Source organism: Kitasatospora sp. NBC_00070 (assembly GCF_045041205.1).
Lineage (GTDB): Bacteria > Actinomycetota > Actinomycetes > Streptomycetales > Streptomycetaceae > Kitasatospora.
On sequence record NZ_CP108247.1, the window covers coordinates 892,345 to 914,290 of the forward strand.

The window sequence follows — 21,946 nt, forward strand, 5'->3', positions numbered from 1 at the left end:
GGCTCCTCTTTGCAGGATCGGTGATGCCAAGGCAGGGGCGCGGGGAACTGCGCGGGGCGGAAGGCTCCCAGGTGACCACTCCGCAACGGCGGGACGGTGCAACTGGCTCTCCGGGGGAACGTGCGGGGCGCGTTGCCTCCCGTTTCGCGCCCACGCGGCGGAGCCGCACATGTCAGAGCCCCGCGCCCCTGTTGGTATGACCCGACACGCATATCAGCTCGCGTCCTTGCGGTCCGCCGCCATGCCGACCGCGTCGAGCAGGGCGCTGCCCACGATCAGGTCCGCCCCGCCGAACTCCCAGTCGTCCAGCCGGGTGCCGTCGTCGACGGCGAAGAGCAGTCGCTCCTCGCCCTGACGGTACGCCGTCCCGACCGGCGGGCTGGCCGCGTGCACGGCGAGCAGCGCGACCAGGTACGGCAGCTCGGTGTCCCGCTCGCGGGCTTCGGCGAGCAGGCCGGAGAGCCGGCGGGGGGCGTCCGGGGGGAGGTCGAGCAGTTCGAGGGCGGACTCCAGCTGGGCCTCGGTGAAGCGGCTGTCGTCGGGCGTGGCGACCAGGTCGGGGTCGGGGAGCTCGGCACCGAGGTGCTCACGCTCGACCGGCGGGGTGAGCAGCAGCTCGACCAGGTCGGCGACCCGGACCGAGACCGGGGTGCGCAGCCCGATGCCCCGGGCGAAGAACGCGTCGGTGGGCCGGATGGCCTGATCGACCGGCAGCTCCAGCAGCGGGGCGAGCAGCTGCCCGTACAGGTCGATGCCGCTGCGGGCGGTCGGGGCGGCGAACGCCTGCCGGTCCTGCTCGGCGCGGAACAGCGGGCCGGCCTCCAGCAGGCGGGTCTGCAGCTGGGTGTGGCGGCGGATGCAGTCCTTGACGATGTCGACCAGCTCGGCGGCCCGGCGCTTCTGCTCGGCGTCCTCGGACTCGTCGCGGGCCTTGCGGATGTTGGTGAGGATCGCGTTCTCGTGCCGGTAGCGGTCGGCGATGTGGTCGAGCGCCTCGTCGATCAGGTCGGGGACGGCCTGCATCCAGTCCACCGCGCGGACGTTGCGCCGGGTGGCGTCCAGGGCGCGGCGCAGCGTCTCGGCGTACTGGACGGTGCGGTAGCGGGCCTGCTCGGCGGCGAGCTGGGCGTCGGCCAGCCGGCCCCGGCTGATCAGCACCTCGAGCTTCACCTCGGCGGCGATCTGAGCGGACGTCACGTCCGTGTCGAGGGCGCCGACCAGGACGTTGACCGCCTCGTCGGTGGTGCGCAGGTAGACCCCGCCGTCCGGTCCTGGGACCTCCTCGATCAGCTTGAAGTCGTAGTCCCGGCGGACGTAGGAGCCGTCGGAGCCGAAGGTGCCGTAGACGGCCCGGAAGCCGCGGTCGACGCTGCCGACGTTGATCAGCGACTCCAGCACCCAGCGGGCCACCCGCTCGTGCTCGGCGGCCGGACGGCCCGGGTTCTGCGCGGCGACCCTGGGGTGCAGGCGGCCGAGCACTATGTCCCGGTCGGCGCCGGTGTCGAAGTCCATGTTGAGGGTGACCAGGTCGATCACGGCGAGCCCGATCTCGGCCATCGCGTACGAGCTGTACTCGCCGGCCAGGTTGACCTTCCGGCTCTCCAGGTCGTGCAGCGGAGCGGTGCAGGCCAGCGCCTTGAGCCGACGGGCCAGCCCCTCGTCGGCGGCCGGGCCCGGGGCGGGCCGGGCGGTGCCGGGGGCGGGCGGGCGGAGCGGCTGCCCGGTGGGTCGGTCTGCGATGGCGGTCACGGTGGTCAAGGTTAGAGGTTCACCCCGACAGAGTCCGAAACGACCCCGGTTGTCCCCGTTTCCGAGGCGAGTTGAACATGTTCAATTATCCCTCTAGAGTCAGCTCTGCGCAGGTCGGGGCAGTGAACCCGACCCGTTCTACCCGTATGGGGGTTCTGCGACATGACCGAGGTTCAGAAGGCCACCGAGGCCGCCACCCTGCGCCGGGTCCGGCGGTGGATCGGGATCTTCATCGTCTGCCTGGTGCTCAGTGGGCTGACGGCCTTTCCGCTGGAGACCGAGACCCGCTGGCTGGTCGACCTGGTCGGCGGATCGCCGCTCGCCGAGCACTTCCCGGCGGCCGCCGCCTGGGCCGAGCGGGTCCGGGACGGGGTGGCCGACACCAACGTCCGCTACCCCTTCCTCGCCTACGGCACCGACTGGCTGGCCTTCGCGCACCTGGTGATCGCGGTCGGCTTCTGGGGGCCCTACCGGGACCCGGTCCGCAACGTCTGGGTGGTCCAGTGGGCGATGACCGCCTGCGCCGCGATCATCCCGCTGGCGCTGATCTGCGGGCCGCTGCGCGGGATACCGCTGGCTTGGCGATTCATCGACATGTCGTTCGGCGTCTTCGGGGTGATCCCACTGCTGATCGTGCTGCGCGGCATCCGGCAGCTGGAGCGGGCGGCGGCCCTGCGCCAGGCACCGGTGCTGGCGGCCTGACCGGCCGTCGGCCCCGCCGGTCGGCCGGGCCGATGATCGGGGACGTTCCTCGGGGGAGGAAACGTTCCGCCATGTGAGGGAGCGCGCACCATCCGGTGCGCGCTCCGGGCTCGGGTCACGTGCACACGCGCCCGCGCGCAGGCCCTACGATCACCCCCGACGGATGTCGGGAGCGGGAGGCGGGCGTTGGCGTGACCGAATCGGTGATCGACCTCAATGCGGACCTCGGTGAGGGGTTCGGACGCTGGACCCTGACCGACGACGAGGCCCTGCTCTCCGTGGTCACCAGCGCCAACGTGGCCTGCGGCTTCCACGCCGGCGACCCGTCCACCATGCGCCGGGTCTGCGCGCTGGCCGCCGAACGCGGCGTCCGGATCGGCGCCCAGGTCTCCTACCGCGACCTGGCGGGTTTCGGCCGCCGGCCGATGGACGTGCCGTCCGAAGAGCTGGCCGACGAGATCGCGTACCAGATCGGCGCCCTCCAGGTCTTCGCCCGCGCGGCCGGCTCCCGGGTCTCCTACGTCAAACCGCACGGTGCCCTCTACAACAAGGTGGTCACCGACTCCGAGCAGGCCGAGGCCGTGGTCGCGGGCGTGCTCCGGGCCGGCGCGGTCTGCGACGGACCGCTGCCGGTGCTCGGCCTGCCGGGCTCCCGGCTGCTCGCGGTGGCCGAGGGGGTCGGACTCCCGGTGGTCGCCGAGGCGTTCGCCGACCGCGCCTACACCTGGGCGGGCACCCTGGTGCCCCGCCGGGACCCGGACGCGGTGGTGCACGACCCCGAGTCGGTGATCGCCCGCGCGGTCGGCATCGCCCGGGACGGCCTGGTCACCGCCGTCGGCGGCGAACCGGTCGCGGTCGAGGCCCGCTCGCTCTGCGTGCACGGCGACACCCCGGGCGCGGCCCAACTGGCCTGGCGGGTCCGGGGAGCGCTGGCCTCCGCCGGCGTACGGGTCGAGGCTTTCGTCTGATGGAGCTGACGTTCCGTCGGGTCGGCGCCGACGCCCTGCTGGTGCGGGCGCCCGACGGGGAGGGCGTCGCCGCGCTGTACGCCGCCCTGCTGGCCCGGCGGGACGAGCTCCCGGCGATCACCGAGATCGTGCCCGCCGCCCGGACCGTCCTGCTCGACGGCCTGGCCGACCCGGTCCTGACCCGGCAGCGGCTGGCCGGCTGGGAGCTGCCGCCGCACCCGCCCGCCGACGGCCCGCTGGTCGAACTGCCCACCGTCTACGACGGCGCGGACCTGGCCGAGGTGGCCGGGCGCTGGGGCTGCTCCGAGGAGGCGGCCGTCCGGCTGCACAGCTCGGTCGAGTACCGGGTGGCGTTCTGCGGCTTCGCCCCCGGCTTCGGTTATCTGACCGGGCTGCCCGACGACCATCAGGTGCCCCGCCGGGCCACCCCGCGCAGCTCCGTCCCGGCCGGTTCGGTCGCGCTGGCCGGGCCGTACACCGGGGTCTACCCGCGCTCCTCGCCCGGCGGCTGGCAGCTGCTCGGCCGGACCGGGGTCCGGCTCTGGGACACCGACCGGACCCCGGCCGCGCTGCTCGCGCCGGGGGTCCGGGTGCGGTTCGTACCGGTGGCCCCGGCTGCGGTGGCGGCCGGGTGAGCGGGCTGCTGGTGGTCCGGCCGGGGCCGCTGACGACCGTTCAGGACCTGGGACGGCGCGGGGTCGCCCACCTCGGCGTGCCCCGGGCCGGGGCGCTGGACGAACCCGCGCTGCGGGCGGCCAACCGGCTGGCCGGCAACCCGGACGGGACGGCGGCGCTGGAGACCACGCTCGGTGGCGTGGCGCTACGGGCGGTCGGCCCCCGGCTGGTCGCCGTGACGGGCGCACCGGCGCCGGTCCGGCTGGACGGGCGCCCGGTCGCCTGGGGCGCGCCGGTCCTGGTCCCGGACGGCTCGGTGCTCGACCTCGGCCCGGCCACCCACGGGGTCCGGAGCTATCTCGCGGTGGCGGGCGGCCTGGCCGTACCGCCGGTGCTGGGCAGCCGCTCCGCCGACCTGCTCTCCGGCCTCGGGCCCGCCCCGCTGACGGCCGGTCGGCTGCTGCCGGTCGGCCCGCCCGGCCGGGGCGCCCCGGCGGAGCTGGTCCCGCTGCCCGCGCCCCCGGGCGAGTTGGTGCTCCGGCTGCACCCGGGCCCGCACCTGGACTGGTTCGCCCCGGCGGCCCGCCCGCTGCTGGCCCGCTCCCGCTACCGGGTGGCCGGGGCGAGCAACCGGATCGCGCTGCGCACCGAGGGCCCGGCGCTCCCCCGCGCCCGGACCGGCGAACTCGCCAGCGAGGGCATGGTGCTCGGCGCCGTCCAAGTCCCGCCGGACGGACGGCCGGTGGTCTTCCTGGCCGACCATCCGACCACCGGCGGCTACCCGGTGATCGGCGTCGTACCGCCCGGCGACCTGCCCGCCGCCGCCCAGGCCGGGCCCGGCACCCCGGTCCGGTTCGTCCCGCTGGACCGCTGACGCCGGCTCACCGGGACGGTCCGACCAGGCCCGCCTCGTAGGCGGCGATGACCAGGTGGACCCGGTCCCGGGCACCCAGCTTGCTGAACAGCCGGGCCACGTGGGACTTGGCGGTGGCCACCGAGATGAACAGCTCCTCGGCGATCTCGGTGTTCGACAGGCCCCGGCCGACCAGCGCGAGCACCTCCCGTTCGCGCTCGGTGACGCCCTCGACCGGCTGCGGGGCGCGCGCGGTGCCGGGCCCGGGGTGGTCCAGGAAGTCGGCGATCAGCCGGCGGGTGACCGCCGGGGCGATCAGCGCGTCCCCGGCGGCGACCACCCGGATCGCGCCGAGGATGTCGTCCACCGCCATGTCCTTCACCACGAACCCGCTCGCACCGGCCCGCAGCGCGCCGTAGACGTGGTCGTCCTCGTCGAAGGTGGTCAGCATCAGGACCCGGGTGGCGCCACCGGCCGAGACGATCCGGCGGGTGGCCTCGATCCCGTCCATCCCCGGCATCCGAATGTCCATCAGCACCACGTCGGGGCCCAGCTCCTGGGCCAGCCGGACCGCCTCGGTGCCGGTGCCGGCCTCGCCGACCACCTCCAGGTCGGGATGGTCGGCCATGATCACCCGAAGGCCGGAGCGGACCAGCGGCTGGTCGTCGATGAGCAGCACCCGGATGCTCATCGGGTCTCCGCCCCGGCCACGGCCGACTCGGGCCCGACCGGTTCGGGCAGCGGCAGCCGGGCCGTCACCCGGAAACCGCCCTCGGGGCGCGGCCCGGCGCTGAACCGGCCGTGCAGCAGGCTGACCCGCTCGCGCATGCCGGTGATCCCGAAGCCCGCTCCCCCGACGTCCGACCCAGGCCTTCCGCGCCCTTCGTCGAGCACCTCCACCGACAGCTCCCCCGCCCCGTAGTCGACGGTCACCCGGCAGTGCCCGGTGCCCGCGTGGCGGACCACGTTGGTCACCGCCTCCTGCACGATACGGTAGGCCGAAAGCTCCAGGTCGACCGGGAGTTGACGCCGGTCACCGGACCGGCGGAGGTCGATCCCGACCCCCGCGTCGGCGGTCGCCGCCACCAGCTGGTCGAGGTCGGCCAGACCCGGCGCCGGCCCGAGCGGAGCCCCGGTCCCCGGGTCGGCCTGACGGAGCGCCACCAGGGTGCGGCGCAGCCCCGCCAGGGTCTCCCGGCTGGTGGCCTCGATCGCCTGCAGCGCCTGCCTGGCCTCGCTGGGCTGGGTCTCGATCACCCGGCTGCCGACCCCGGCCTGGATCGCGATGATCCCGATGCTGTGCGCCACCATGTCGTGCAACTCCCGGGCGATCCGCAGGCGTTCGGCGGTCACCGCCTCGGCCACCTCCTGCGAGCGCAGCTGCACCGCGTGCTCCCGACGCTCCCGGAACAGCAGACCACCCAGGCAGCAGGTCCCGAGCAGCAGCACCGAGATCATCGCGACGGCGACCTGGCGGTCCGGCCCGGACATGAAGGCGAACGCGGTGACGGCCTGCACCAGGGCGGACAGCACGGCGGCGGGGACCGAGACCCGCCGGGACCGGCCCGCGACGATGAAGCCCAGGACCAGGTCGGCCGCCAGGAACGGCAGGAGCCGGCCCGGGCTCTCCCCCGGACCGCCCGCCGCCACCATCGAGACCGCACCCAGCAGGGTCAGCACCAGCGCCCACACCGGCGACCGGCGCAGCACCCCGATCAGCAGGCCGCCCGCGAGCAGGGCACCCAGCCCGTACAGGTTCGGGGAGCGGAGCGCACCGCCCACCAACAGCAGCAGTACCAGGGGGTACAGCAGGGCCCCGCCCCAGGCCATCGGCCTCGTCGTCGTCATCCCGCGACACTATCCACCGGCCCCGGAGCGGGCATCGGCCCCCGGGCGTACGCCCCCGGGCCGACCTGCCCGGACGGTTGCCGCCTCCGGGCCGATGCCCGCTCCGGGGGCTCGACGGCAGTGTTGCTCCCGTGATCGAAGTCAACGAACTCACCAAGACCTACGGCCGCAAGACGGCCGTGCACCAGCTCTCCTTCGCCGTCCGGCCCGGCCGGGTCACCGGCTTCCTCGGGCCCAACGGGGCCGGCAAGTCCACCACGCTGCGGATGATCCTCGGCCTGGACGCCCCCACCGGCGGCACCGCCACGGTCGGCGGCGTCCCGTTCGGGCGGCACCGGCGCGGGCTGCACCACGTCGGCGCGCTGCTCGACGCGGGCCAGGTGCACGGCGGGCGCAGCGCCACCGCTCACCTGTCCGCCCTGGCCCGCAGCAACGGCATCCCGCTGCGGCGGGTGGACGAGGTGCTCGCGGAGGTCGGCCTGGCCGAGGTGGGCCGGCGGCGGATCGGCGGGTTCTCGCTCGGCATGAAGCAGCGGCTCGGCATCGCGGCCGCGCTGCTCGGCGACCCGCCGGTGCTGATGTTCGACGAGCCGGTCAACGGGATGGACCCCGAGGGCGTGCTCTGGGCCCGCCGGCTGTTCCGCCGGATGGCCGCCGAGGGCCGGACGGTCTTCCTCTCCAGCCACCTGATGACGGAGATGGAGCAGACCGCCGACGACCTGGTGGTGATCGGTCAGGGCCGGTTGATCGCCGCCGAGCCGGTCACCGCCTTCGCCGCCCGCAGTGCCCGGCTCAGCGTCCTGGTGGGCACCCCGCAGGCCGCCGAACTGACCGCCGTGCTCACCGTGGCGGGCGCCTCGGTGGAACCGGAGGGCTCGGCCGGGGCCGAGCGGCTCGCGGTGACCGGCCTGCCGGCCGCCCGGATCGGGGCGCTCGCCCTGGAGCACCGGATCACCCTGCACGAACTGACCACCAGGACCGCCTCCTTGGAGGAGGCGTTCATGGAACTGACCGCCGACCGGATCGACCACCAGGCAGGACGCACCCGATGAGCACGCTCGCCCCCGCCCCGTCCGTCGCCCGCTTCGGCGATCTGGTCGCCGCCGAGTGGATCAAGATGCGCTCGCTCCGCTCCACCTGGTGGACGCTCGCCCTGACCAGCCTGTTCATCCTCGGTTCGGCGGTGACCGCCGCGCTGGCGGACCGTCAGAACCTGGCGGGCACCGCCCCGGAGTCCCGGAGCTACCAGGGCTTCCTGCGCTTCGACGCCTTCCCGCCCGCCGGGTACCTCACGCTGATGCTGGTGGCCGGCGGCATCGGCGCGGTCACCGTCGTCGCCGAGTACGGCAGCGGGCTGATCCGCACCACCACGGTGGCCGTCCCGGCCCGCCGCTCGGTGCTGCTGGCCAAGGCGGTGCTGCTCGGCGCCGTCTGGGCCGGGCTCGGGGCGGTCGTCTCGCTGGCCGCGTTCCTGCTCTCGCAGGCGATCCTGAGCGGATCGGACGCCGGGGTGCCGATCACCCACCCCGGGGTGCTCCGGGCGATGGCGGCCTGCGCCCTGGTGGCCCCGGTCTGCGCGCTGACCGGCCTGGGCCTCGGAGCGCTGGTCCGGCACGGTGCGGCGGCCGTCCTCGGCACCTGCTTCTGCCTGCTGGTCCTGCCGATGCTGTTCACACCGTCCAGGCAGTGGTCCGCCGACGTCAACCACCTGATGGTGGTCAGCGCCTGGCGCCGACTGGTGCAGACCTGGGGCCAGTTCCCCGACGACCCGATCCGGATCGCCGGTGTCCCGGAGTCCTGGGCGGTGTTCGTGCTCTGGCCGCTGGTCACGCTCGGCGCGGCGCTGCTGGTGATCCGGCGCCGCGACGTCTAGCCGAGCTCGGTGGCGTGGGCCCGGGCGAGCAGCAGGTAGCCCTGGCCGTTGAGCTTGATCCCGGCGCGCTCCTCCTCGGTGAGCTCGCGCTTCACCTTGGCGGGCACCCCCGCCACCAGCGAGCCGGGCGGCACCTGCATGCCCTGCGGCACCACGGCGCCGGCCGCCACCAGCGAACCGGCGCCGATCCGGGCGCCGTTCAGCACCGTGGCGCTCATCCCGACCAGGACGTCGTCCTCCACCGTGCAGCCGTGCAGCACCGCGTTGTGGCCGACCGAGATCCGCTCGCCGAGCACCGCCGGGAAGTCCGGGTCGGCGTGCACCGTGCAGTTGTCCTGGATGTTGGTGTCCGCGCCGACCGTGATCGACTCGGCGTCGCCCCGCAGTACGGCCCCGTACCAGACGCTCGCGCCGGGGCCGAGGGTGACCGACCCGACCACCACCGCGTTGGCGGCGACGAACGCGGTCGGGTCGACCTTCGGCGTCCGGCCGGCGACCGCCGCGATCAGGGGCTCTGCCATGGGTCTCTCCGTCGGTTCGTCCGGGTGGGGTTCCCGGTCACCGTACCAAGGCAGTTGACCGGTGCTCAGGCGGTGGGGGCCGCGAACTCGGGCTGGTCCAGCAGCCGGAGCCAGCTGCCGTCGGGCTGTCGCCGGACCACCTGGGCGCGGGCGCCCGTCCCGTCAGCGGGCGGGGTGGAGGTCAGCGCGATGCCGTCGCTGACCAGGGTGGGCAGCGGCGGCTCCGGCTCGAACGTGGGCCGGTGGGCCAGCACTCCGGCCCACAGCTCGCGGATCGCCTCCCGACCCACCGTCAGGCTGCCGGGCGGGTACGCCATCACCGCGTCCTCCTCGTACAGCGCCGCCACCCCGGCCGCGTCACCCGCGTTGGAGCGCTCGACGAAGAACCGGGTGAGGTCCTCGGGTCGCATGGCCTTCTCGTACGCCTGGTAGTCCGTCATGGCTTCCTCCGGGTGTCCCGTGCTGGTAGGTCTCCAGCTTGGCCCGGCCCGTTCGACAAGTCCAACAGCTGGTTCGGATCGGAACTAGAATCCTGGGTCATGGAACTGAGACAGCTGGAGTACTTCGTCGCGGTCGCCGAGGAGCGGAACTTCACCCGGGCCGCCGAGCGGGTGCACATCAGCCAGTCCGGCGTCAGCGCGCAGATCCGGCAGCTCGAACGCGAGCTGGGCGCCGAGCTGTTCGACCGGTCCACCCGCACCGCCACGCTGACCGTCGCGGGCAAGGCCGCGCTCGAACACGCCCGGGCCGCGCTGGCCGCCGCCGGGGCGGTGGGGCAGGCGGTCGGCGAGGTGACCGACCTGATCCGGGGCCGGCTGACCGTCGGCATGGTGGTCGGCTGCACCGTCGCCCCGCTGTTCGAGGCACTGGCCGGCTTCCACCGCGCGCACCCCGGGGTCGAGCTCTCGCTCCTGGAGGACGGCTCGGACCGGCTGGTGGCGGGGGTGCACTCCGGCGCCCTCGACCTGGCCCTGATCGGCGCCGCGGCCACCACCCCCGCCGGGCTCGAGGCGTTCACCGTGATCAGCGAACGGCTGGTCGCCGCCGTCCCGCCGGATCACCCGCTGGCCGGCCGCAGCGGCGTGACGCTCCGGCAGCTGCTCGCCCACCCGCTGATCTGCATGCCGCCCGGCACCGGTCTGCGCGCGGTGCTCGACCGGGCCTGCGCCGGACAGGGCGTCGAGCCCCGGATCGCGCTGCAGGCCAGTGCGGCGGACGCGATCGCCGACCTGGCCGCCCGGGGGCTCGGCGTCGCGGTGCTCAGCGCCTCGATGGCCGCGCACTACCGCGACCGGCTCACCCCGGTCGGCATCGACGACGTCGACATGCCCGCCCTGCTCGCCCTGGTCTGGCGGGACACCCGCAACCCCGCACTCCGGGAGCTGCTGACGCACGGCCGCCGGGCGTTCGGCGGCGGGGACGGGTGACGACGGGTCAGTGACCGGGAGCGGCTTCCAGCACCCGGAAGCGCTGGGCCGCGATCAGGGTGTCGTCGTCCACCGTGAAGTCGGCGCCGAGCTCGGCCCGGATCTCCGGGCCGTGCCAGAACTCCTCGTGGGTGGCCCGCCACTGGGCCACCGACTCGTCGCCCTCGCCCTCGTCCACCGCGTGCCGCAGGTCGACGTCGGCCAGCCGGACCACCCGGACCTCGGTCAGCTCGATCGCCGCGACCCGGCGGCCCGCCGAGTCCGGCACCGCCAACCGCAGACCGGCCACCGGCAGCGGCTCGCCGTCGTACTCGTACCCGGCCACCAGCCCGGAGGTGGTGGTCTTGGCACCGGCCAGGACCGCTGCCACCAGCCGGTCGCGCAGCGGTCCGGGGAAGCCGAACTCCATCGTGGGCAGGGCGTCGAGATCCATGCCGCGCAGGTTACCGGCCACCGCCGCCGAAGGCCCGTGCTTTTCAGCCGGCCGTGCCGAACCGGGCCAGGTAGTGCCAGACCTTCTTGAGGTCCTGCGGGTCGTGCTCCCCGGCGGCGACCGCCACCCCGAGCACCCGGGGGTCGAGCCGGCTGTCCTCGGCGATCGCGGCGCCGAGCTCGACGTACTGCGCGCCCCGGTAGCCGGGGTGGCGGCGCAGCTCGGACACCGAGAGCCGGTACCCGGGGTGCCACTCGACCGGGCAGGGCAGCGCGGCCGCGTCGGCCTCCACGGCGGTGCCCCGGAAGCTCGGGGCCAGCACCAGCGCCTCCACGTCACGGTCCAGCCGGACCCCGCCGTGCACATGGGCCTCGACGTAGTCGTCCAGCAGGTCCTGCTCGTCGGCCTCGGCCAGTTCGATCAGGGACATCCGGTCGGCGGTGCCGAAGTCGGCCGGCTCCAGGAAACTGTCGGGGTAGCAGAACGTGGTGCGGGTGAGCGCCTCGGCGGTCAGCCGGAAGTGCACGGAGCCGAACCGCGGAGCCGCCCCGGCCGGCCGCTGCCGGAAGTTCAGCGCACCGTACACCGGGCGCTGCTCGGCGGGCGCGGCGTCGTAGGCACCACCGAAGATCCGGCTCTCCCAGTGCCAGCGGTCGCCGCCGGGGTGGGCGGTCAGGCCGCCGTTGCCCGTGCCGGTGACGAACTGGGAGTGGTAGCCACCGTCCTCGGCCAGCGCGCGCAGGATCGGGCGGGTCGAAGGCCCCCGGTCCGGGTGGAAGTTCAGCGTCACCCGCAGGTCGGGGGCGACCGGCCCGCCGGTGGCCCGAGCCGCGATGTGACGGAGCGCCAGCTGCGCCGCGGCGGTCACCGGGTCGCCAGGGCGGCCAGCTCGGCGGGCGACAGCCGGAGGGCACCGGCCGCGATGTTCTCCACCAGGTGGTCGGGGTTGCCGGTGCCGGGGATGGCGAGCACGTGCGGGCCCTGGGCCAGCGTCCAGGCGAGCCGGACCTGGGCCGGCGAGGCGCCGTGGGCGGCGGCCACCGCGAGCAGCTCGGGACTGTCGCCGCCGCCCACGCCGCGCTCCCTGCCCTCCCCCGCGATCGCGAAGAACGGGACGAAGGCCACGCCCTGCTCGCCGCAGCTGCGCAGCAGGTCCTGCTGGTCGGCCCCGGCCCCGATCCCGAACCGGTTCTGCACGCAGACCACCGGCGCGACGGTCTGCGCCTCGGCCAGCTGGGCGGCGTCCACGTTCGAGACGCCGAGGTGCCGGATCAGGCCCGCCGTCCGCAGCTCGGCCAGCGCGCCGAAGTGCTCGGCGACCGGGCCCCGGCCGGACACCCGCAGGTTCACCACGTCGAGGTGGTCGCGGCCGAGCTGCCGCAGGTTCTCCTCGACCTGGCCGCGCAGCTGGTCGGGCCGGGCCCAGTCGAGCCAGTCGCCGGACGGGCCGCGCCCGGGGCCGACCTTGGTGGTGATCACCAGGTCGTCGGCGTACGGGGCGAGCGCCCGGTTGATCAGCTCGTTGGCGGAGCGCAGCGAGGAGAAGTAGAAGGCGGCGGTGTCGATGTGGTCGACGCCCAGCTCGACGGCCCGCCGGAGCACCGCGATCGAGCGCTCCCGGTCGCTCGGGGTGCCGAGGTCGAAGGCGGCGCTGCCGGTCAGCCGCATCGCGCCGAAGCCGATCCGGTGGACGGTCAGGTCGCCGAGGGTCCAGGTGCCCGAGCTCGCTGCAGTGATCATCCCGGGATGATGCCACATGGCCCTCGGCAGCGGCCGTACACCTTGAAGCCTTATCATCTGGCTGCGCCGGACGGTGCCCTGTGAGCCCGGCGGTGCCGGAGCGACAGCGGGGCGGCGCGCCCCGGACTCCGTGAACAGAACAGGACCAGAGCTGATGCGCACCCTCCCCCAGATAACCGCGGCGGGTGCCCGGTGATCGACTGGTTCCACGCCGCCGTGCTCGGCCTCGTGCAGGGTCTCACCGAGTTCCTCCCGGTCTCCTCCTCCGCCCACCTGCGGGTCTTCTCCGCCCTGATGGGCTGGCAGGACCCGGGGGCGGCGTTCACCGCGGTGACCCAGTTGGGGACCGAGACGGCGGTGCTGATCTACTTCAGGAAGGACATCGCCGCCATCGTCTCGGCCTGGGTGGTGGCCCTGTTCAAGCGCGAGCGGCGCAGCGACCCGAACGCCCGGCTGGGCTGGTTCGTCATCCTGGGCACGCTGCCGATCGGCATCTTCGGAGCGCTCTTCCAGGACACCATCGAGACCACCCTGCGCGACCTCCGGGTGATCGGCACCACGCTGATCCTGTTCGGCGTGATCCTGGCGATCGCCGACCGCACCCGGGCGGTCCGGCACGCCAAGCCGATCAGCGAACTGACGCTGCCCCATGCCGTCGCGTACGGGCTGGCGCAGTCACTCGCGCTGATCCCCGGCGTGTCCCGCTCGGGCGGCACGATCAGCGCGGGCCTGCTGCTCGGCTACAGCCGGGAGGCGGCGGCCAGGTACTCCTTCCTGCTCGCCATCCCGGCCGTGCTGGCCTCCGGCGTGCTGGAGCTGTTCAAGATCGGCGAGGGGCCGGCCCCGGCCTGGGGCCCGACCGTGCTGGCCACCGTGATCGCCTTCGCGGTCGGTTACGCGGCCATCGCCTGGTTCCTGAAGTACATCTCCAGCCACAGCTTCCTGCCGTTCGTGATCTACCGGATCCTGCTCGGCATCCTGATCATCGGCCTGGTGACGGCGGGCGTGCTGGCCCCGGACGCGGGCGTGCCGGCCAAGTGAACCCGGTGCTGCCGTCGCTCAGCCGTCGGCCGAGCGGCGGCGCCACCAGATCACGCCGCCCACCGCGACCAGCAGGACGGCGACCGCACCGATGACGATCCCGCCGCTGCCCGAACCCTTGTCCGCGGTCTCGGCTGCGAGCAGCGGAGCGGCACTCGCGGTGGGGGCCGCCACCGAGGGCGAGGGCGTCGGGGACGGGCTCGGCGTGGGGATCGGGCTGGGGCTGGGCGTCGGTGCGGCCAGCAGCACGGCGCCCGGCGCGGCCTTCGCCAGCTTGAGCACCGGGGCCGGGTTCTTCGGCTCGGCGCCGCCCTGCGGGACCTCGATCCAGCGGTCCACCTGTGTGTCGGTGTACATCACCAGGGTCTTGAACACCACCTGCTGGGCGTCCGGCAGCTGACGCACCTTCACCTGGTACTCGGCGTTCTTCCCCGGGGCCAGCCCCGGCCCGGACACCGAGAAGCCCTCGGCCCCGGGCTTGAACGTCCAGCCCTCCGGGGCCTTCACCAGGCTCACGTCGGCCGGCCCGATCCCGGCCGGCAGCACCACCTGGACCTCGTCGATCCCGGCGGTGTCCGACTCCCCCGCCGCCTTGAACGACAGCACGGCGTCCACGGCCAGTGCCTGGGCCTGCTGGGAGGTGACCCCGGTGTGCGCGAAGGCGGGCCCGCCGAGCAGCACCACCCCGGCCAGGGCGGCTATCGGGGTGGCGAGGCGGGCGAGCGAGAGGTGACGGTTCATCGGCGACGGGGCTCCCGGGTACGGACGGGCGGCGGGCCCGTCCATCATGCCAGTCGCCCCGCGCCCGGCGGTGCCGAACGGCACCGCTCCCGGACCGCCCCGGGCGGGCCGGGCCGGTCTCAGTGCCCGGTCAGCCGGCCGCGGATGACCGCGTGCAGCTCGGCCTCCTCGGCCGGATCGGCGGCCAGTCGGCGCAGCCGCTCCAGCACCCGGACGTCGCCGGTGGTGGTGACGTGGCGGGCGGCCAGCTCGCGGGTGGCCTCCTCGCAGTCCCAGAGGCACTCGACCGCTATGCCGCGACCGAAGTGCGGATCGGTGGCGGCCAGCGCCCGGGCGGCCCGGCCGCGCAGCTCGGAGGAGGCGGCCTCGCCGTAGACGTGGCGCAGGGCGGGGACGGCTCCGGCGGCGGCCAGCCGCCCCACACCGTCGACCAGGGTGCCCAGGCCGGCTCCGGCCACGCCGCGGACCGAGATCCACTGGCGCAGCCCGTCGACCACCAGCGGACCGTCGGCCGGGTCACCGGCGTCGGCGAGCAGCTGGACGGCGGCCTCGCCGAGCGCGCTGTCGGCGCCGCCGGCGGCCGGGTCGGCCCAGCGGCGGGCGTGGGCCAGCGCGGCCGGGCCGCGCATCCGCCCGAGCACCGACAGGGCCGCGTCGACCACCCGCTCGTCGATGTCGGCGGCGGCGGCCTCGATCAGTTCGGCGGCGTCCGGATCCTGTTGGTCCACCAGGTAGCGGAGGGCGGCCGTCCGAGCGCCGGACGAGCCCGACCGGGCGGCCTCCAGCACCGTCGGCCGGTCCTCCGGGCGCACCACGGCGGCCAGACAGCGGGCGGCGGCGGCCGACCGGCGCTCGGCGGAGCCGCCGGGCTCGGCCTGGTCGGCCCAGGCCAGCACGTCGGTGGTGCTCCAGCCGGGGGTGACCCCGCCGCGATTCATCTGACGCTGCCACAGGTCGAACGGGGACTGCTCGCTCGCGGCGGCGATCCGGGGGTGGTGCGCGGCCCACAGCCGCCACGGCCGCGGCTCGTACGCGGCCCGGATCGCGGCTCTGAGCTCGGCGTCGCCCTGCGGGTCGGCCGGGAACCGGCCGAGCACGGCGGAGGCCAGCGAGAGCAGCGAGCGGTCGTCGTCGCGCAGGGCCAGCTCGTCCAGGGCCCAGGCCCAGTTGGTGCCGACCGCGACGTAGCCGCGCAGCAGGTCCAGGGCGTCCCGGCGGCCGTACGCGGCCAGGTGGCCGAGCACCGCGAGGGCCAGGCCGGTGCGGAAGTCGTCCGGCTCCAGGACGTCCTCCGCCCCGTGCAGGTGCTGTTCGAGCCCGCTGAGCGGCGCCTCCAGCTCCATGAAGAGGCGGGCGTAGTAAAGGGAGCGGTTCTCGACCTGCCAGTCGGCCCTGGGGTCGCTGGTGACGCACTCCTCCAGGGCGGCGATCGCCTCGTGACGGTCGGCCGCGAGCGCATGCAGCTGTCCGTCACCACGGCCTCGCTGGAGGAGGCCGAGGAGGCTGGCACTGGGCGCTATCACTGGCTCGAACATGACGTCAGCATCCGTTGCGGCGGTCGTGGTGGCAACGGGATTTCCGTCGCCGGGGGGTCTGATGGCTCCTGCAAGGGCGCCCGGGCGCCGGAATCACCGAAGGTTACCGCCTGGGCGCCCCTTACGCACACAGGACCGATCAGGTCGGCCGTCGGCCCCCGTCGCCGCATATGCCAATGGAAATTCCGTGAAGGATGTGCCGAACCCCTCACAGTCATCCCTACCCACGTGGCACAGTCTTTCCACCGCCGCACGCCCTGGGCGTCCTCCTTGTCCATACCTTCGTCAGGGGTAGCGATGAGCACCGCCGTCTGGGACCTGCGCACCGACCAGGTCAGCTGGCAGCCCGAGGTCTACCGGCTGCTCGGCCGCGACCCCCGGCTCGGCCCGCTCAGCCTCGACCAGCTGCTCCGGGCCGACCGGCCGACGCTCCGCCGGGTGGTCGCCTCCGTCCTGCTGCGCGGGCGGGCCGAATCGGGGCTGGTGCCGATCGAACGGCCCGGGGACGAGCCGCGCCGTGTCCAGGTCACCGGCGAGCCCATGCTCGACCAGGACGGCCGGGTGACCGCCCTGCGGATGTCGCTCCGTCAGCTCGCCTGAGCCACCGGCCCCGCCGCGGCCTCAGGCCCCCTGCCGGGGCGCCGGCAGCACCTGGTGGATCTCCGCCCGCAGCTCGGCCACGGCCGGCACGCCCTGGTAGCGGCTGGACAGCCGGTACATCTCGCGCAGCCGGTCCCAGGTCCGGGTCGAGGAGGTCTGGCCGATCGAGTTGAGCGCCAGCTTGGCGTGCGTCATCGCCCCCTCGGGCTCCCCCGAGAGCCAGTAGACCGAGGCCAGGGTGATCTCGTCGAGCAGACTGGAGCGCTCCCGGCCGGTGGTCGCCCGCAGGTCCATCGCGCGCTGCGCGTGCCGCTCGGCCAGCCGGGCCGCGCCCGGGTCGTGCTCCGCCAGCGTCCGGTAGACCAGGGCCTGCATACCGTGCAGCTCGGCCTCGTTGAAGGTGGCCATCCAGGTCGGCACCGGGAGGTCGCTGGGCCGGACGAACAGCTCCTCCGCCTCGCCCAGCACCCGGCGGGTGGCCTCCGCCCGGCCGAGCGCGGCCTGCGCCCACGCCTCCACGGTGTGCAGCATCGCGCTGGTCCGCGGCAGCATCCGGTCGCCGCTGCCGGCCCGGGCCAGCTGCATCAGCTCCAACGCGTCGTCGGCCCGGCCGAGATGGAGCATCTGCCGGGCCGCCCGGGAGATCGCCTCACCCGCCCGCGGCCGGTCGTCCGCCTCCTTGGCCGCCTGCGCGGCGATCACGAAGTACCGCTGCGCGGTGGGCTCCAGGCCCACGTCGTGCGACATCCAGCCGGCCAGCACGGCCAGGTTGGCCGCGACCGTCCAGAGCCGCTGCTTCACCTCGGGCCGCAGGTCGTGCGTGAGCAGCCCGCCCACCTCGTTCAACTGGCCGACCACCGCCTTGCGTTGCAGGCCGCCGCCACGGGAGGCGTCCCAGGCCCGGAACACCTCCACCGACCGCTCCAGCGCGGTCACCTCCTCCGCGCCCACCGGGCCCGGCTCGTACACGTCGATCACCGGCCGGGGCCCGCCCTGGGTGAGCACTCTCCGGGGGCCGGTCCGCCCGGCCGCGGAGGCCACGTCGGCGCCCCGCATCCAGTCGTGCAGGTTGTCGCCGATGACAGCACCCGCGGCGAGTGCGGAGCCCGCACCCACCAGTCCGCGTCGGTTCAGCATGAGGTCCATTCCCGTGAACTCGGTGAGGACTTCAGCCGTCCGATCCGGCTCCCAGGGCTCTGCTGACGGCGTGCTGCCGGACCTGGTGGGCCGGTGTCGTTCCAGACCGAGGTCCTCAGTGGTGACGACACGGCCGAGCCGCTCGGTGAACACGGCGGCCAGTAGTCTCGGCACCGGATCGCGGGGGATCTCCCCCTGCTCGATCCAGCGCCGCACCCGCGAGGTGTCGGTGGACAGCTGCTGCTGACCCATCGCCGCACCGCGCCGGTTCACCAGCCTCGCCAACTCGCCCTTCGACCAACCGGTCAGGGCGAAGAGGTCGGCGAATCTGGCGTTCGGCCCCTTGCTCACGTGAAGCCCCCAGGATCCTCGGCTGCTTTCGACCCTAGTGCGCTGGCATGTGCCGCGCGACCATTCGCCACGCTTCGCCAGGGTCCGCCACATGGTGCACCAGTGCTGACCGGGTGTCAGGTAGAGATGCGCCACCCCGACCCCGGGTCGGAAGGCCCGAAAACGGCTCAGGGACTGCCCTGAGCAGCCGTCAACGGACTTTCCGGGGCCTCATCCGAGGGGGTGGCGCGGCAGGGTGGCGCACAGGCGCCGGGCATGGCCAGGGCAGGCGCACGGCACGCATTCCCCAGGATGCGGGCCGGGCCGACCGGCCGAGTTCCGTGCCCGGCGCCTGCGCTCCACCCCTCCGCCCCGGCGGTGCACCGCGACGGTGCACACCTCCGCCACCCGGGGCAGTCCGCAGCAGATACCGGCAGAGGTCAGCCGCCGGCCAGGAAGGGACCCTCACCACCCCATGTACTCCTCAGCGACCACCGGCACCCCCACCCAGACCCGTACCGCGCTGCGCCCCCCCACCGCAGCCGGCGGTCGCCCGGGCCAGAGCCCCGCCCCGTACCGCGACCCGAGGGCTCTGGCCACCGCGCGCGGTCTGCTTCCCCGTCAGGCCGACCAGCTCGCGGCCCGGAACGGCACCGACCGGCTGCAGCGCGGCCGGGCCCTGGAGGCCGCCACCGCCGACCGGCTGGACCCGGCCGCCCTGCAGACCCCCCCGGTACGGGCCGCGCTCGCCAACATCGCGCGGATATGCCCTGGCTTCCTTCCCCGCCAGGTCCTGCGGGAAGGCAGCCGACACATCCTGATCGCCGGCACCATCGGCCGGGTGCCCGTGGTCGCCAAGTGCCTCGCCCCGCAGGCCCTGCGCAGCGAGCACGCCGAGCAGCTGATCGAACGCTTCCACCACGAGGTCTCGGTCTACCGGGCCTTCGTCCGGCACCGTCCGCCGGTCCGGCTGCCCCGGCTGGTGGCCGCCGACCACGACCGCTGCGTGCTGGTCATCGAGCGGGTGCCGGGCCGTCAGGCCGCCCGCGAGCGGCACCCGGTCAGTGCGCCGACCCCCGGCGAGCTGCGCGCCGTGCTCGGCTCGATCCGTTCGCTGAACCTCTGGCGGCCGCCGACCGACGTGTTCGGCAAGCCGCTCGACTACCAGCTGGAGATCTCCCGCTTCCACTCGGTCGGCCAGCTCACCGACCGGGACGCGGGCGACCTGCGGGCCCTGCTGCACGGCCTGGCCGGCAGCCCGCTCCAGCTCTGCCACGGCGACGCGCTGCTCGGCAACATCCTGCTCGCGCCCTCCGGGCCGGTCCTGGTCGACTGGGAGCAGGCCGGCTGGTACCTGCCCGGGTACGACCTGGCGGTGCTCTGGAGCGTGCTCTCCGGGGACTCGGCCGCCCGCCGCCAGATCAGCCAACTCGCGCAGTCCGGCGGGACGGTGGCGCGGGACGCGTTCCTGGTCAACCTGGTCCTGGTGCTGATGCGGGAGATCCGCCTGCACGACGTGCCGGGCGCGGGCGAGGAGCAGCGCATCATGATCCGCCGCCTCTACGACGACGCAGCCCTCGCCCGCAGGGCCGTCCGCACGGCGGTCGGCACCCGCTGACGCCCTGCGCGGGCAGGCGCTCAGCTTTTGCAGGCGCTCCGGGTCTACGGCCCAGGGGCTCGGGGAACTGCGAGGAGATCTGGCGTGCGGGTCACTGCGAAAGTGCCTGACCGCCCCTGAGCGGATCACCTGTTCCGAGGCCGGCGTCGCAGTTCCCCGAGCCCCTGACTCTTCCGAACCACCTGCCAAAAAGTTGGCGTCGCCCACGCGGCGGAGCCCTAGCCCAGGAGGGTGCGGGCGAGGGTGTCGAGAATGGCGTCCTCCGGGGCGAGGTGGGTGCGGCCGCTGAGGACGTCGCGGAGGTAGCGCTCCAGCGGGTGGCGGCGGCTGAGGCCGGGGTTGCCGGTGAGGGTGACGGCCTGTTGGACGGCTGCGGTGGCGGTGCGGTTGATCAGCAGCTGGGCGGCCCCGGAGCGGGCGGCGGCCGCCTGCTCACCCCGGTCCACCCGCGCGGCCAGGCCGAACAGCAGTTCCTCGGCGCCGATCAGCGAAGCCTCGATCTCGGCCACCGCCGTCCGGTACCGGGGCACGGTCGCCAGCGGCTCGGTCAGATTGGCCGGAGTCCGCTGCCCGAGGAAGCGGATCAGCCACTCCTGGGCGGCCCGGGCGACGCCCAGGTGGACGGCGGAGAGGGCGAGTTCACGCCAGGCCCGGTCCAGCCGGTCGGCGGGCGGCTCCTCGGCCGGCGGGCGGGCCAGCCCGACCACCGCATCGGCGGCCACCGCGACGTCGGTCAGCACCACGTCGTGACCGGCGCTCGCCCGCAGGCCCAACTGGTCCCAGACCGGGTCGAGTTCGATGCCGGGACTGTCGCCCCTGACCAGGAACAGTCCGGTCCGCGGAACCGTTTCGTCAGTCCTGGCCCGGACCGCCAGCCAGGCGAGCGCCTCGGCGCCGGCGCAGAAGGTCTTCCGGCCGGTCAGCCGCCAGCCGCTGCCGTCCCAGCGGGCCACCGTGGCCAGTCGGCCGCCGGGCTCCGCGCGCAGGGTGTTGACCAGGGCCGGGCCCCGGCGGGATTCGGTCAGCAGGCGGCGGTAGATCCCGGCCGGCCAGTTGCCGTTCCTGGCCTGCTCGGCGTGCTGGAGCAGGGTGAAGGCGGTGAGCACCGCCACCGAGGCGTCCCCGCGACCGAGTTGGGCCAGCACCTGGACGGTTTCGGCCAGACTTCCGCCGGGCCCGCCGTAGCGCTGACCGATGGTCAGGGTGAGCAGCCCGGCCTCGTGCACGGCCTCGATGCCCTGGTACGGGAAGGTGGCGTCCCGGTCGTGCTCCTCCGCCCGGGCCGCCAGCAGGTCGACCACCCTGGGCAGCCGGACGAGGGCGTCCGCGAGGGGTGAGGTGCCATCAGTGACGGTCATCGGGGGTGCCTCCGGGCGGCAGCGTGGTGCGCGGCGAACTGCGGGCGGGCGCACCGGTACTGGGCGCGCGGAACCGTAGGCGGACGTCGGCAGAACGGCTGGATTCAGCCGGAGACGGACCGCCGGAGGAGTCGACTCCCCCTCAGCAGCCCGGACACACTGCGCTCGCGGTACGCCGCAGATCCAGATGTCTGCGGCGGGTGAGCAGCAGGCGGCGACACGACATGCTGGTGACTGTACGAAGCGTTGATCGTCAGCGTCAAGCAAGGCCCGGCCGGAATCAGCCCTGCTGGAACATGTCCGCCGGGAGCGGCTTGAGCAGCTGGTAGAGATCGTCCGCGATCGGCCGGTCCCAGGAGGCGATGGTCACCTGGACGCCGTCGCTGCGGCCGAACTGGGCGCAGAACACCCGCTCCTCGCTGACCTTGACCTTCCGGACGATCAGCAGGTCGTCCCCGAGCATGACCGGGAAGTCCTCGGCCGAGACGAACTCGACCGGCTCCTCGTTCTCCAGCGCGGTGAGCAACTGGCGGATCTCGAACGGGACGCCGTCCTCGGCGTCCCGGGCCGGCGACCCCTCGGGCAGGTTGCCGATGAACATCGCGGGGCCACGGCCGCCGAACAGGTCGTACCGGAGGAAGATGCCCTGACAGGAGCCGTCCGGGCCGCTCATCATCATGGCGCCGAAGTCGCCCGGCCAGTCGCCCGGATCCATCGCGAGCACGTCGAAGTCCGGTCCCGCGGGAGAGCCGGAGCGGCGGCGGAGAAATGACATGACACCATCGTACGGTGCGGTCACGCCCTGCTCACGGGGCGGGTGGGTGCCCTGGGCGAGATCCACGCTCAGAGACCAATGT

24 protein-coding genes are annotated in these 21,946 nt (G+C 74.3%); 10 read left to right on the forward strand and 14 right to left on the reverse strand.

The window, feature by feature from the left end; translation table 11 throughout:
* Window positions 1–213: 213 nt before the first annotated feature.
* On the reverse strand, window positions 214–1,749 hold the full coding sequence (locus OHV05_RS04085) for a hypothetical protein (protein WP_405016376.1): 1,536 nt from the start codon (window positions 1,747–1,749) through the stop codon (window positions 214–216).
* Between the two features lie 162 nt (window positions 1,750–1,911).
* Between OHV05_RS04085 and OHV05_RS04090 the strand changes: the two genes are divergently transcribed.
* The 4 genes from OHV05_RS04090 to OHV05_RS04105 all read left to right on the forward strand — a co-directional run bounded on the left by OHV05_RS04090 (window position 1,912) and on the right by OHV05_RS04105 (window position 4,908).
* Window positions 1,912–2,451 (forward strand): hypothetical protein, encoded by a 540-nt coding sequence (locus tag OHV05_RS04090; RefSeq protein WP_405016377.1) that lies wholly within the window; start codon window positions 1,912–1,914, stop codon window positions 2,449–2,451.
* A 191-nt stretch (window positions 2,452–2,642) separates the two neighbouring features.
* On the forward strand, window positions 2,643–3,419 hold the full coding sequence (locus OHV05_RS04095; protein ID WP_405016378.1) for a LamB/YcsF family protein: 777 nt from the start codon (window positions 2,643–2,645) through the stop codon (window positions 3,417–3,419).
* On the forward strand, window positions 3,419–4,054 hold the full coding sequence (locus OHV05_RS04100; RefSeq protein ID WP_405016379.1) for an allophanate hydrolase subunit 1: 636 nt from the start codon (window positions 3,419–3,421) through the stop codon (window positions 4,052–4,054). The genes OHV05_RS04095 and OHV05_RS04100 overlap by 1 nt, the downstream gene beginning before the upstream one ends.
* Window positions 4,051–4,908 carry a biotin-dependent carboxyltransferase family protein gene (locus OHV05_RS04105; RefSeq protein WP_405016380.1) on the forward strand — a complete coding sequence of 286 codons (858 nt, stop codon included), beginning with the start codon at window positions 4,051–4,053 and terminating at the stop codon, window positions 4,906–4,908. Before OHV05_RS04100 ends, OHV05_RS04105 begins: the two co-directional genes overlap by 4 nt.
* Before the next feature lie 7 nt (window positions 4,909–4,915).
* On the opposite strand, the gene OHV05_RS04110 is transcribed toward OHV05_RS04105, so the two are convergent.
* Together OHV05_RS04110 and OHV05_RS04115 are read right to left on the reverse strand one after the other, a co-directional pair.
* Window positions 4,916–5,578, reverse strand: coding sequence for a response regulator (locus tag OHV05_RS04110; protein ID WP_405016381.1), 663 nt, complete (start codon window positions 5,576–5,578; stop codon window positions 4,916–4,918).
* On the reverse strand, window positions 5,575–6,735 hold the full coding sequence (locus OHV05_RS04115) for a sensor histidine kinase (RefSeq protein WP_405016382.1): 1,161 nt from the start codon (window positions 6,733–6,735) through the stop codon (window positions 5,575–5,577). The genes OHV05_RS04110 and OHV05_RS04115 overlap by 4 nt, the downstream gene beginning before the upstream one ends.
* A gap of 131 nt (window positions 6,736–6,866) precedes the next feature.
* Here OHV05_RS04115 and OHV05_RS04120 point away from each other — a divergent pair, with 131 nt between their 5' ends.
* Both OHV05_RS04120 and OHV05_RS04125 read left to right on the forward strand, forming a co-directional pair.
* Window positions 6,867–7,787 carry an ATP-binding cassette domain-containing protein gene (locus OHV05_RS04120; protein ID WP_405016383.1) on the forward strand — a complete coding sequence of 307 codons (921 nt, stop codon included), beginning with the start codon at window positions 6,867–6,869 and terminating at the stop codon, window positions 7,785–7,787.
* Window positions 7,784–8,608, forward strand: coding sequence for an ABC transporter permease subunit (locus tag OHV05_RS04125; protein ID WP_405016384.1), 825 nt, complete (start codon window positions 7,784–7,786; stop codon window positions 8,606–8,608). Before OHV05_RS04120 ends, OHV05_RS04125 begins: the two co-directional genes overlap by 4 nt.
* Here OHV05_RS04125 and OHV05_RS04130 read toward each other — a convergent pair.
* Window positions 8,605–9,129 (reverse strand): gamma carbonic anhydrase family protein, encoded by a 525-nt coding sequence (locus OHV05_RS04130; RefSeq protein ID WP_405016385.1) that lies wholly within the window; start codon window positions 9,127–9,129, stop codon window positions 8,605–8,607. The two genes, OHV05_RS04125 and OHV05_RS04130, sit on opposite strands and share 4 nt — an antisense overlap.
* Before the next feature lie 65 nt (window positions 9,130–9,194).
* The gene (locus OHV05_RS04135; protein ID WP_405016386.1) at window positions 9,195–9,569 is read right to left on the reverse strand and encodes a YybH family protein; all 375 of its coding nucleotides are present in this window, start codon (window positions 9,567–9,569) and stop codon (window positions 9,195–9,197) included.
* 99 nt (window positions 9,570–9,668) lie between these two features.
* On the opposite strand from OHV05_RS04135, the gene OHV05_RS04140 reads away from it, so the two are divergent.
* Window positions 9,669–10,556, forward strand: coding sequence for a LysR family transcriptional regulator (locus OHV05_RS04140; protein WP_405016387.1), 888 nt, complete (start codon window positions 9,669–9,671; stop codon window positions 10,554–10,556).
* A gap of 7 nt (window positions 10,557–10,563) precedes the next feature.
* On the opposite strand, the gene OHV05_RS04145 is transcribed toward OHV05_RS04140, so the two are convergent.
* From OHV05_RS04145 to OHV05_RS04155, 3 genes are read right to left on the reverse strand one after another with little or no spacing between them, the layout of a single operon-like run.
* Window positions 10,564–10,989, reverse strand: coding sequence for an ASCH domain-containing protein (locus OHV05_RS04145; RefSeq protein WP_405016388.1), 426 nt, complete (start codon window positions 10,987–10,989; stop codon window positions 10,564–10,566).
* A gap of 43 nt (window positions 10,990–11,032) precedes the next feature.
* Entirely contained in the window at window positions 11,033–11,857 is an 825-nt protein-coding gene (locus tag OHV05_RS04150) for a DUF3626 domain-containing protein (RefSeq protein ID WP_405016389.1), read from the reverse strand.
* The gene (locus tag OHV05_RS04155; RefSeq protein ID WP_405016390.1) at window positions 11,854–12,729 is read right to left on the reverse strand and encodes an oxidoreductase; all 876 of its coding nucleotides are present in this window, start codon (window positions 12,727–12,729) and stop codon (window positions 11,854–11,856) included. The genes OHV05_RS04150 and OHV05_RS04155 overlap by 4 nt, the downstream gene beginning before the upstream one ends.
* Before the next feature lie 195 nt (window positions 12,730–12,924).
* Here OHV05_RS04155 and OHV05_RS04160 point away from each other — a divergent pair, with 195 nt between their 5' ends.
* Window positions 12,925–13,770, forward strand: a complete 846-nt coding sequence (locus OHV05_RS04160; protein ID WP_405021382.1) for an undecaprenyl-diphosphate phosphatase — start codon at window positions 12,925–12,927, stop codon at window positions 13,768–13,770.
* An 18-nt stretch (window positions 13,771–13,788) separates the two neighbouring features.
* Here the strand turns inward: OHV05_RS04160 and OHV05_RS04165 are convergent, their stop codons facing one another.
* Entirely contained in the window at window positions 13,789–14,511 is a 723-nt protein-coding gene (locus OHV05_RS04165; protein WP_405016391.1) for a DUF1775 domain-containing protein, read from the reverse strand.
* A gap of 119 nt (window positions 14,512–14,630) precedes the next feature.
* On the reverse strand, window positions 14,631–16,046 hold the full coding sequence (locus OHV05_RS04170) for a HEAT repeat domain-containing protein (RefSeq protein ID WP_405016392.1): 1,416 nt from the start codon (window positions 16,044–16,046) through the stop codon (window positions 14,631–14,633).
* 297 nt (window positions 16,047–16,343) lie between these two features.
* On the opposite strand from OHV05_RS04170, the gene OHV05_RS04175 reads away from it, so the two are divergent.
* Window positions 16,344–16,646 (forward strand): hypothetical protein, encoded by a 303-nt coding sequence (locus OHV05_RS04175; RefSeq protein WP_405016393.1) that lies wholly within the window; start codon window positions 16,344–16,346, stop codon window positions 16,644–16,646.
* A gap of 21 nt (window positions 16,647–16,667) precedes the next feature.
* Here OHV05_RS04175 and OHV05_RS04180 read toward each other — a convergent pair whose 3' ends face one another.
* Window positions 16,668–18,134: a hypothetical protein gene (locus tag OHV05_RS04180; protein WP_403043551.1), complete on the reverse strand. Its 1,467-nt coding sequence runs from the start codon at window positions 18,132–18,134 to the stop codon at window positions 16,668–16,670.
* 454 nt (window positions 18,135–18,588) lie between these two features.
* On the opposite strand from OHV05_RS04180, the gene OHV05_RS04185 reads away from it, so the two are divergent.
* On the forward strand, window positions 18,589–19,731 hold the full coding sequence (locus OHV05_RS04185; RefSeq protein WP_405016394.1) for an aminoglycoside phosphotransferase family protein: 1,143 nt from the start codon (window positions 18,589–18,591) through the stop codon (window positions 19,729–19,731).
* A 218-nt stretch (window positions 19,732–19,949) separates the two neighbouring features.
* On the opposite strand, the gene OHV05_RS04190 is transcribed toward OHV05_RS04185, so the two are convergent.
* The 3 genes from OHV05_RS04190 to OHV05_RS04200 all read right to left on the reverse strand — a co-directional run bounded on the left by OHV05_RS04190 (window position 19,950) and on the right by OHV05_RS04200 (window position 21,864).
* Window positions 19,950–21,089 (reverse strand): acyl-CoA dehydrogenase family protein, encoded by a 1,140-nt coding sequence (locus OHV05_RS04190; RefSeq protein ID WP_405016395.1) that lies wholly within the window; start codon window positions 21,087–21,089, stop codon window positions 19,950–19,952.
* A 142-nt stretch (window positions 21,090–21,231) separates the two neighbouring features.
* Window positions 21,232–21,315: a putative leader peptide gene (locus OHV05_RS04195; protein ID WP_405021383.1), complete on the reverse strand. Its 84-nt coding sequence runs from the start codon at window positions 21,313–21,315 to the stop codon at window positions 21,232–21,234.
* Window positions 21,316–21,369: 54 nt separating this feature from the next.
* A complete protein-coding gene (locus tag OHV05_RS04200) occupies window positions 21,370–21,864 on the reverse strand; it encodes a hypothetical protein (RefSeq protein ID WP_184922226.1) in 495 nt (164 codons plus the stop codon).
* Between the last annotated feature and the right edge of the window lie 82 nt (window positions 21,865–21,946).

What these genes read in the sequence shown, in the direction of transcription:
- OHV05_RS04090 (WP_405016377.1), top strand. Translation starts at nt 1,912, where the DNA reads ATGACCGAGGTTCAGAAGGCCACCGAGGCCGCCACCCTGCGCCGGGTC.
- OHV05_RS04100 (WP_405016379.1), top strand. Translation starts at nt 3,419, where the DNA reads ATGGAGCTGACGTTCCGTCGGGTCGGCGCCGACGCCCTGCTGGTGCGG.
- OHV05_RS04110 (WP_405016381.1), bottom strand. Translation starts at nt 5,578, where the DNA reads ATGAGCATCCGGGTGCTGCTCATCGACGACCAGCCGCTGGTCCGCTCC.
- OHV05_RS04115 (WP_405016382.1), bottom strand. Translation starts at nt 6,735, where the DNA reads ATGACGACGACGAGGCCGATGGCCTGGGGCGGGGCCCTGCTGTACCCC.
- OHV05_RS04125 (WP_405016384.1), top strand. Translation starts at nt 7,784, where the DNA reads ATGAGCACGCTCGCCCCCGCCCCGTCCGTCGCCCGCTTCGGCGATCTG.
- OHV05_RS04130 (WP_405016385.1), bottom strand. Translation starts at nt 9,129, where the DNA reads ATGGCAGAGCCCCTGATCGCGGCGGTCGCCGGCCGGACGCCGAAGGTC.
- OHV05_RS04135 (WP_405016386.1), bottom strand. Translation starts at nt 9,569, where the DNA reads ATGACGGACTACCAGGCGTACGAGAAGGCCATGCGACCCGAGGACCTC.
- OHV05_RS04140 (WP_405016387.1), top strand. Translation starts at nt 9,669, where the DNA reads ATGGAACTGAGACAGCTGGAGTACTTCGTCGCGGTCGCCGAGGAGCGG.
- OHV05_RS04145 (WP_405016388.1), bottom strand. Translation starts at nt 10,989, where the DNA reads ATGGATCTCGACGCCCTGCCCACGATGGAGTTCGGCTTCCCCGGACCG.
- OHV05_RS04155 (WP_405016390.1), bottom strand. Translation starts at nt 12,729, where the DNA reads ATGATCACTGCAGCGAGCTCGGGCACCTGGACCCTCGGCGACCTGACC.
- OHV05_RS04165 (WP_405016391.1), bottom strand. Translation starts at nt 14,511, where the DNA reads ATGAACCGTCACCTCTCGCTCGCCCGCCTCGCCACCCCGATAGCCGCC.
- OHV05_RS04170 (WP_405016392.1), bottom strand. Translation starts at nt 16,046, where the DNA reads ATGTTCGAGCCAGTGATAGCGCCCAGTGCCAGCCTCCTCGGCCTCCTC.
- OHV05_RS04175 (WP_405016393.1), top strand. Translation starts at nt 16,344, where the DNA reads ATGAGCACCGCCGTCTGGGACCTGCGCACCGACCAGGTCAGCTGGCAG.
- OHV05_RS04185 (WP_405016394.1), top strand. Translation starts at nt 18,589, where the DNA reads ATGTACTCCTCAGCGACCACCGGCACCCCCACCCAGACCCGTACCGCG.
- OHV05_RS04190 (WP_405016395.1), bottom strand. Translation starts at nt 21,089, where the DNA reads ATGACCGTCACTGATGGCACCTCACCCCTCGCGGACGCCCTCGTCCGG.
- OHV05_RS04195 (WP_405021383.1), bottom strand. Translation starts at nt 21,315, where the DNA reads ATGTCGTGTCGCCGCCTGCTGCTCACCCGCCGCAGACATCTGGATCTG.
- OHV05_RS04200 (WP_184922226.1), bottom strand. Translation starts at nt 21,864, where the DNA reads ATGTCATTTCTCCGCCGCCGCTCCGGCTCTCCCGCGGGACCGGACTTC.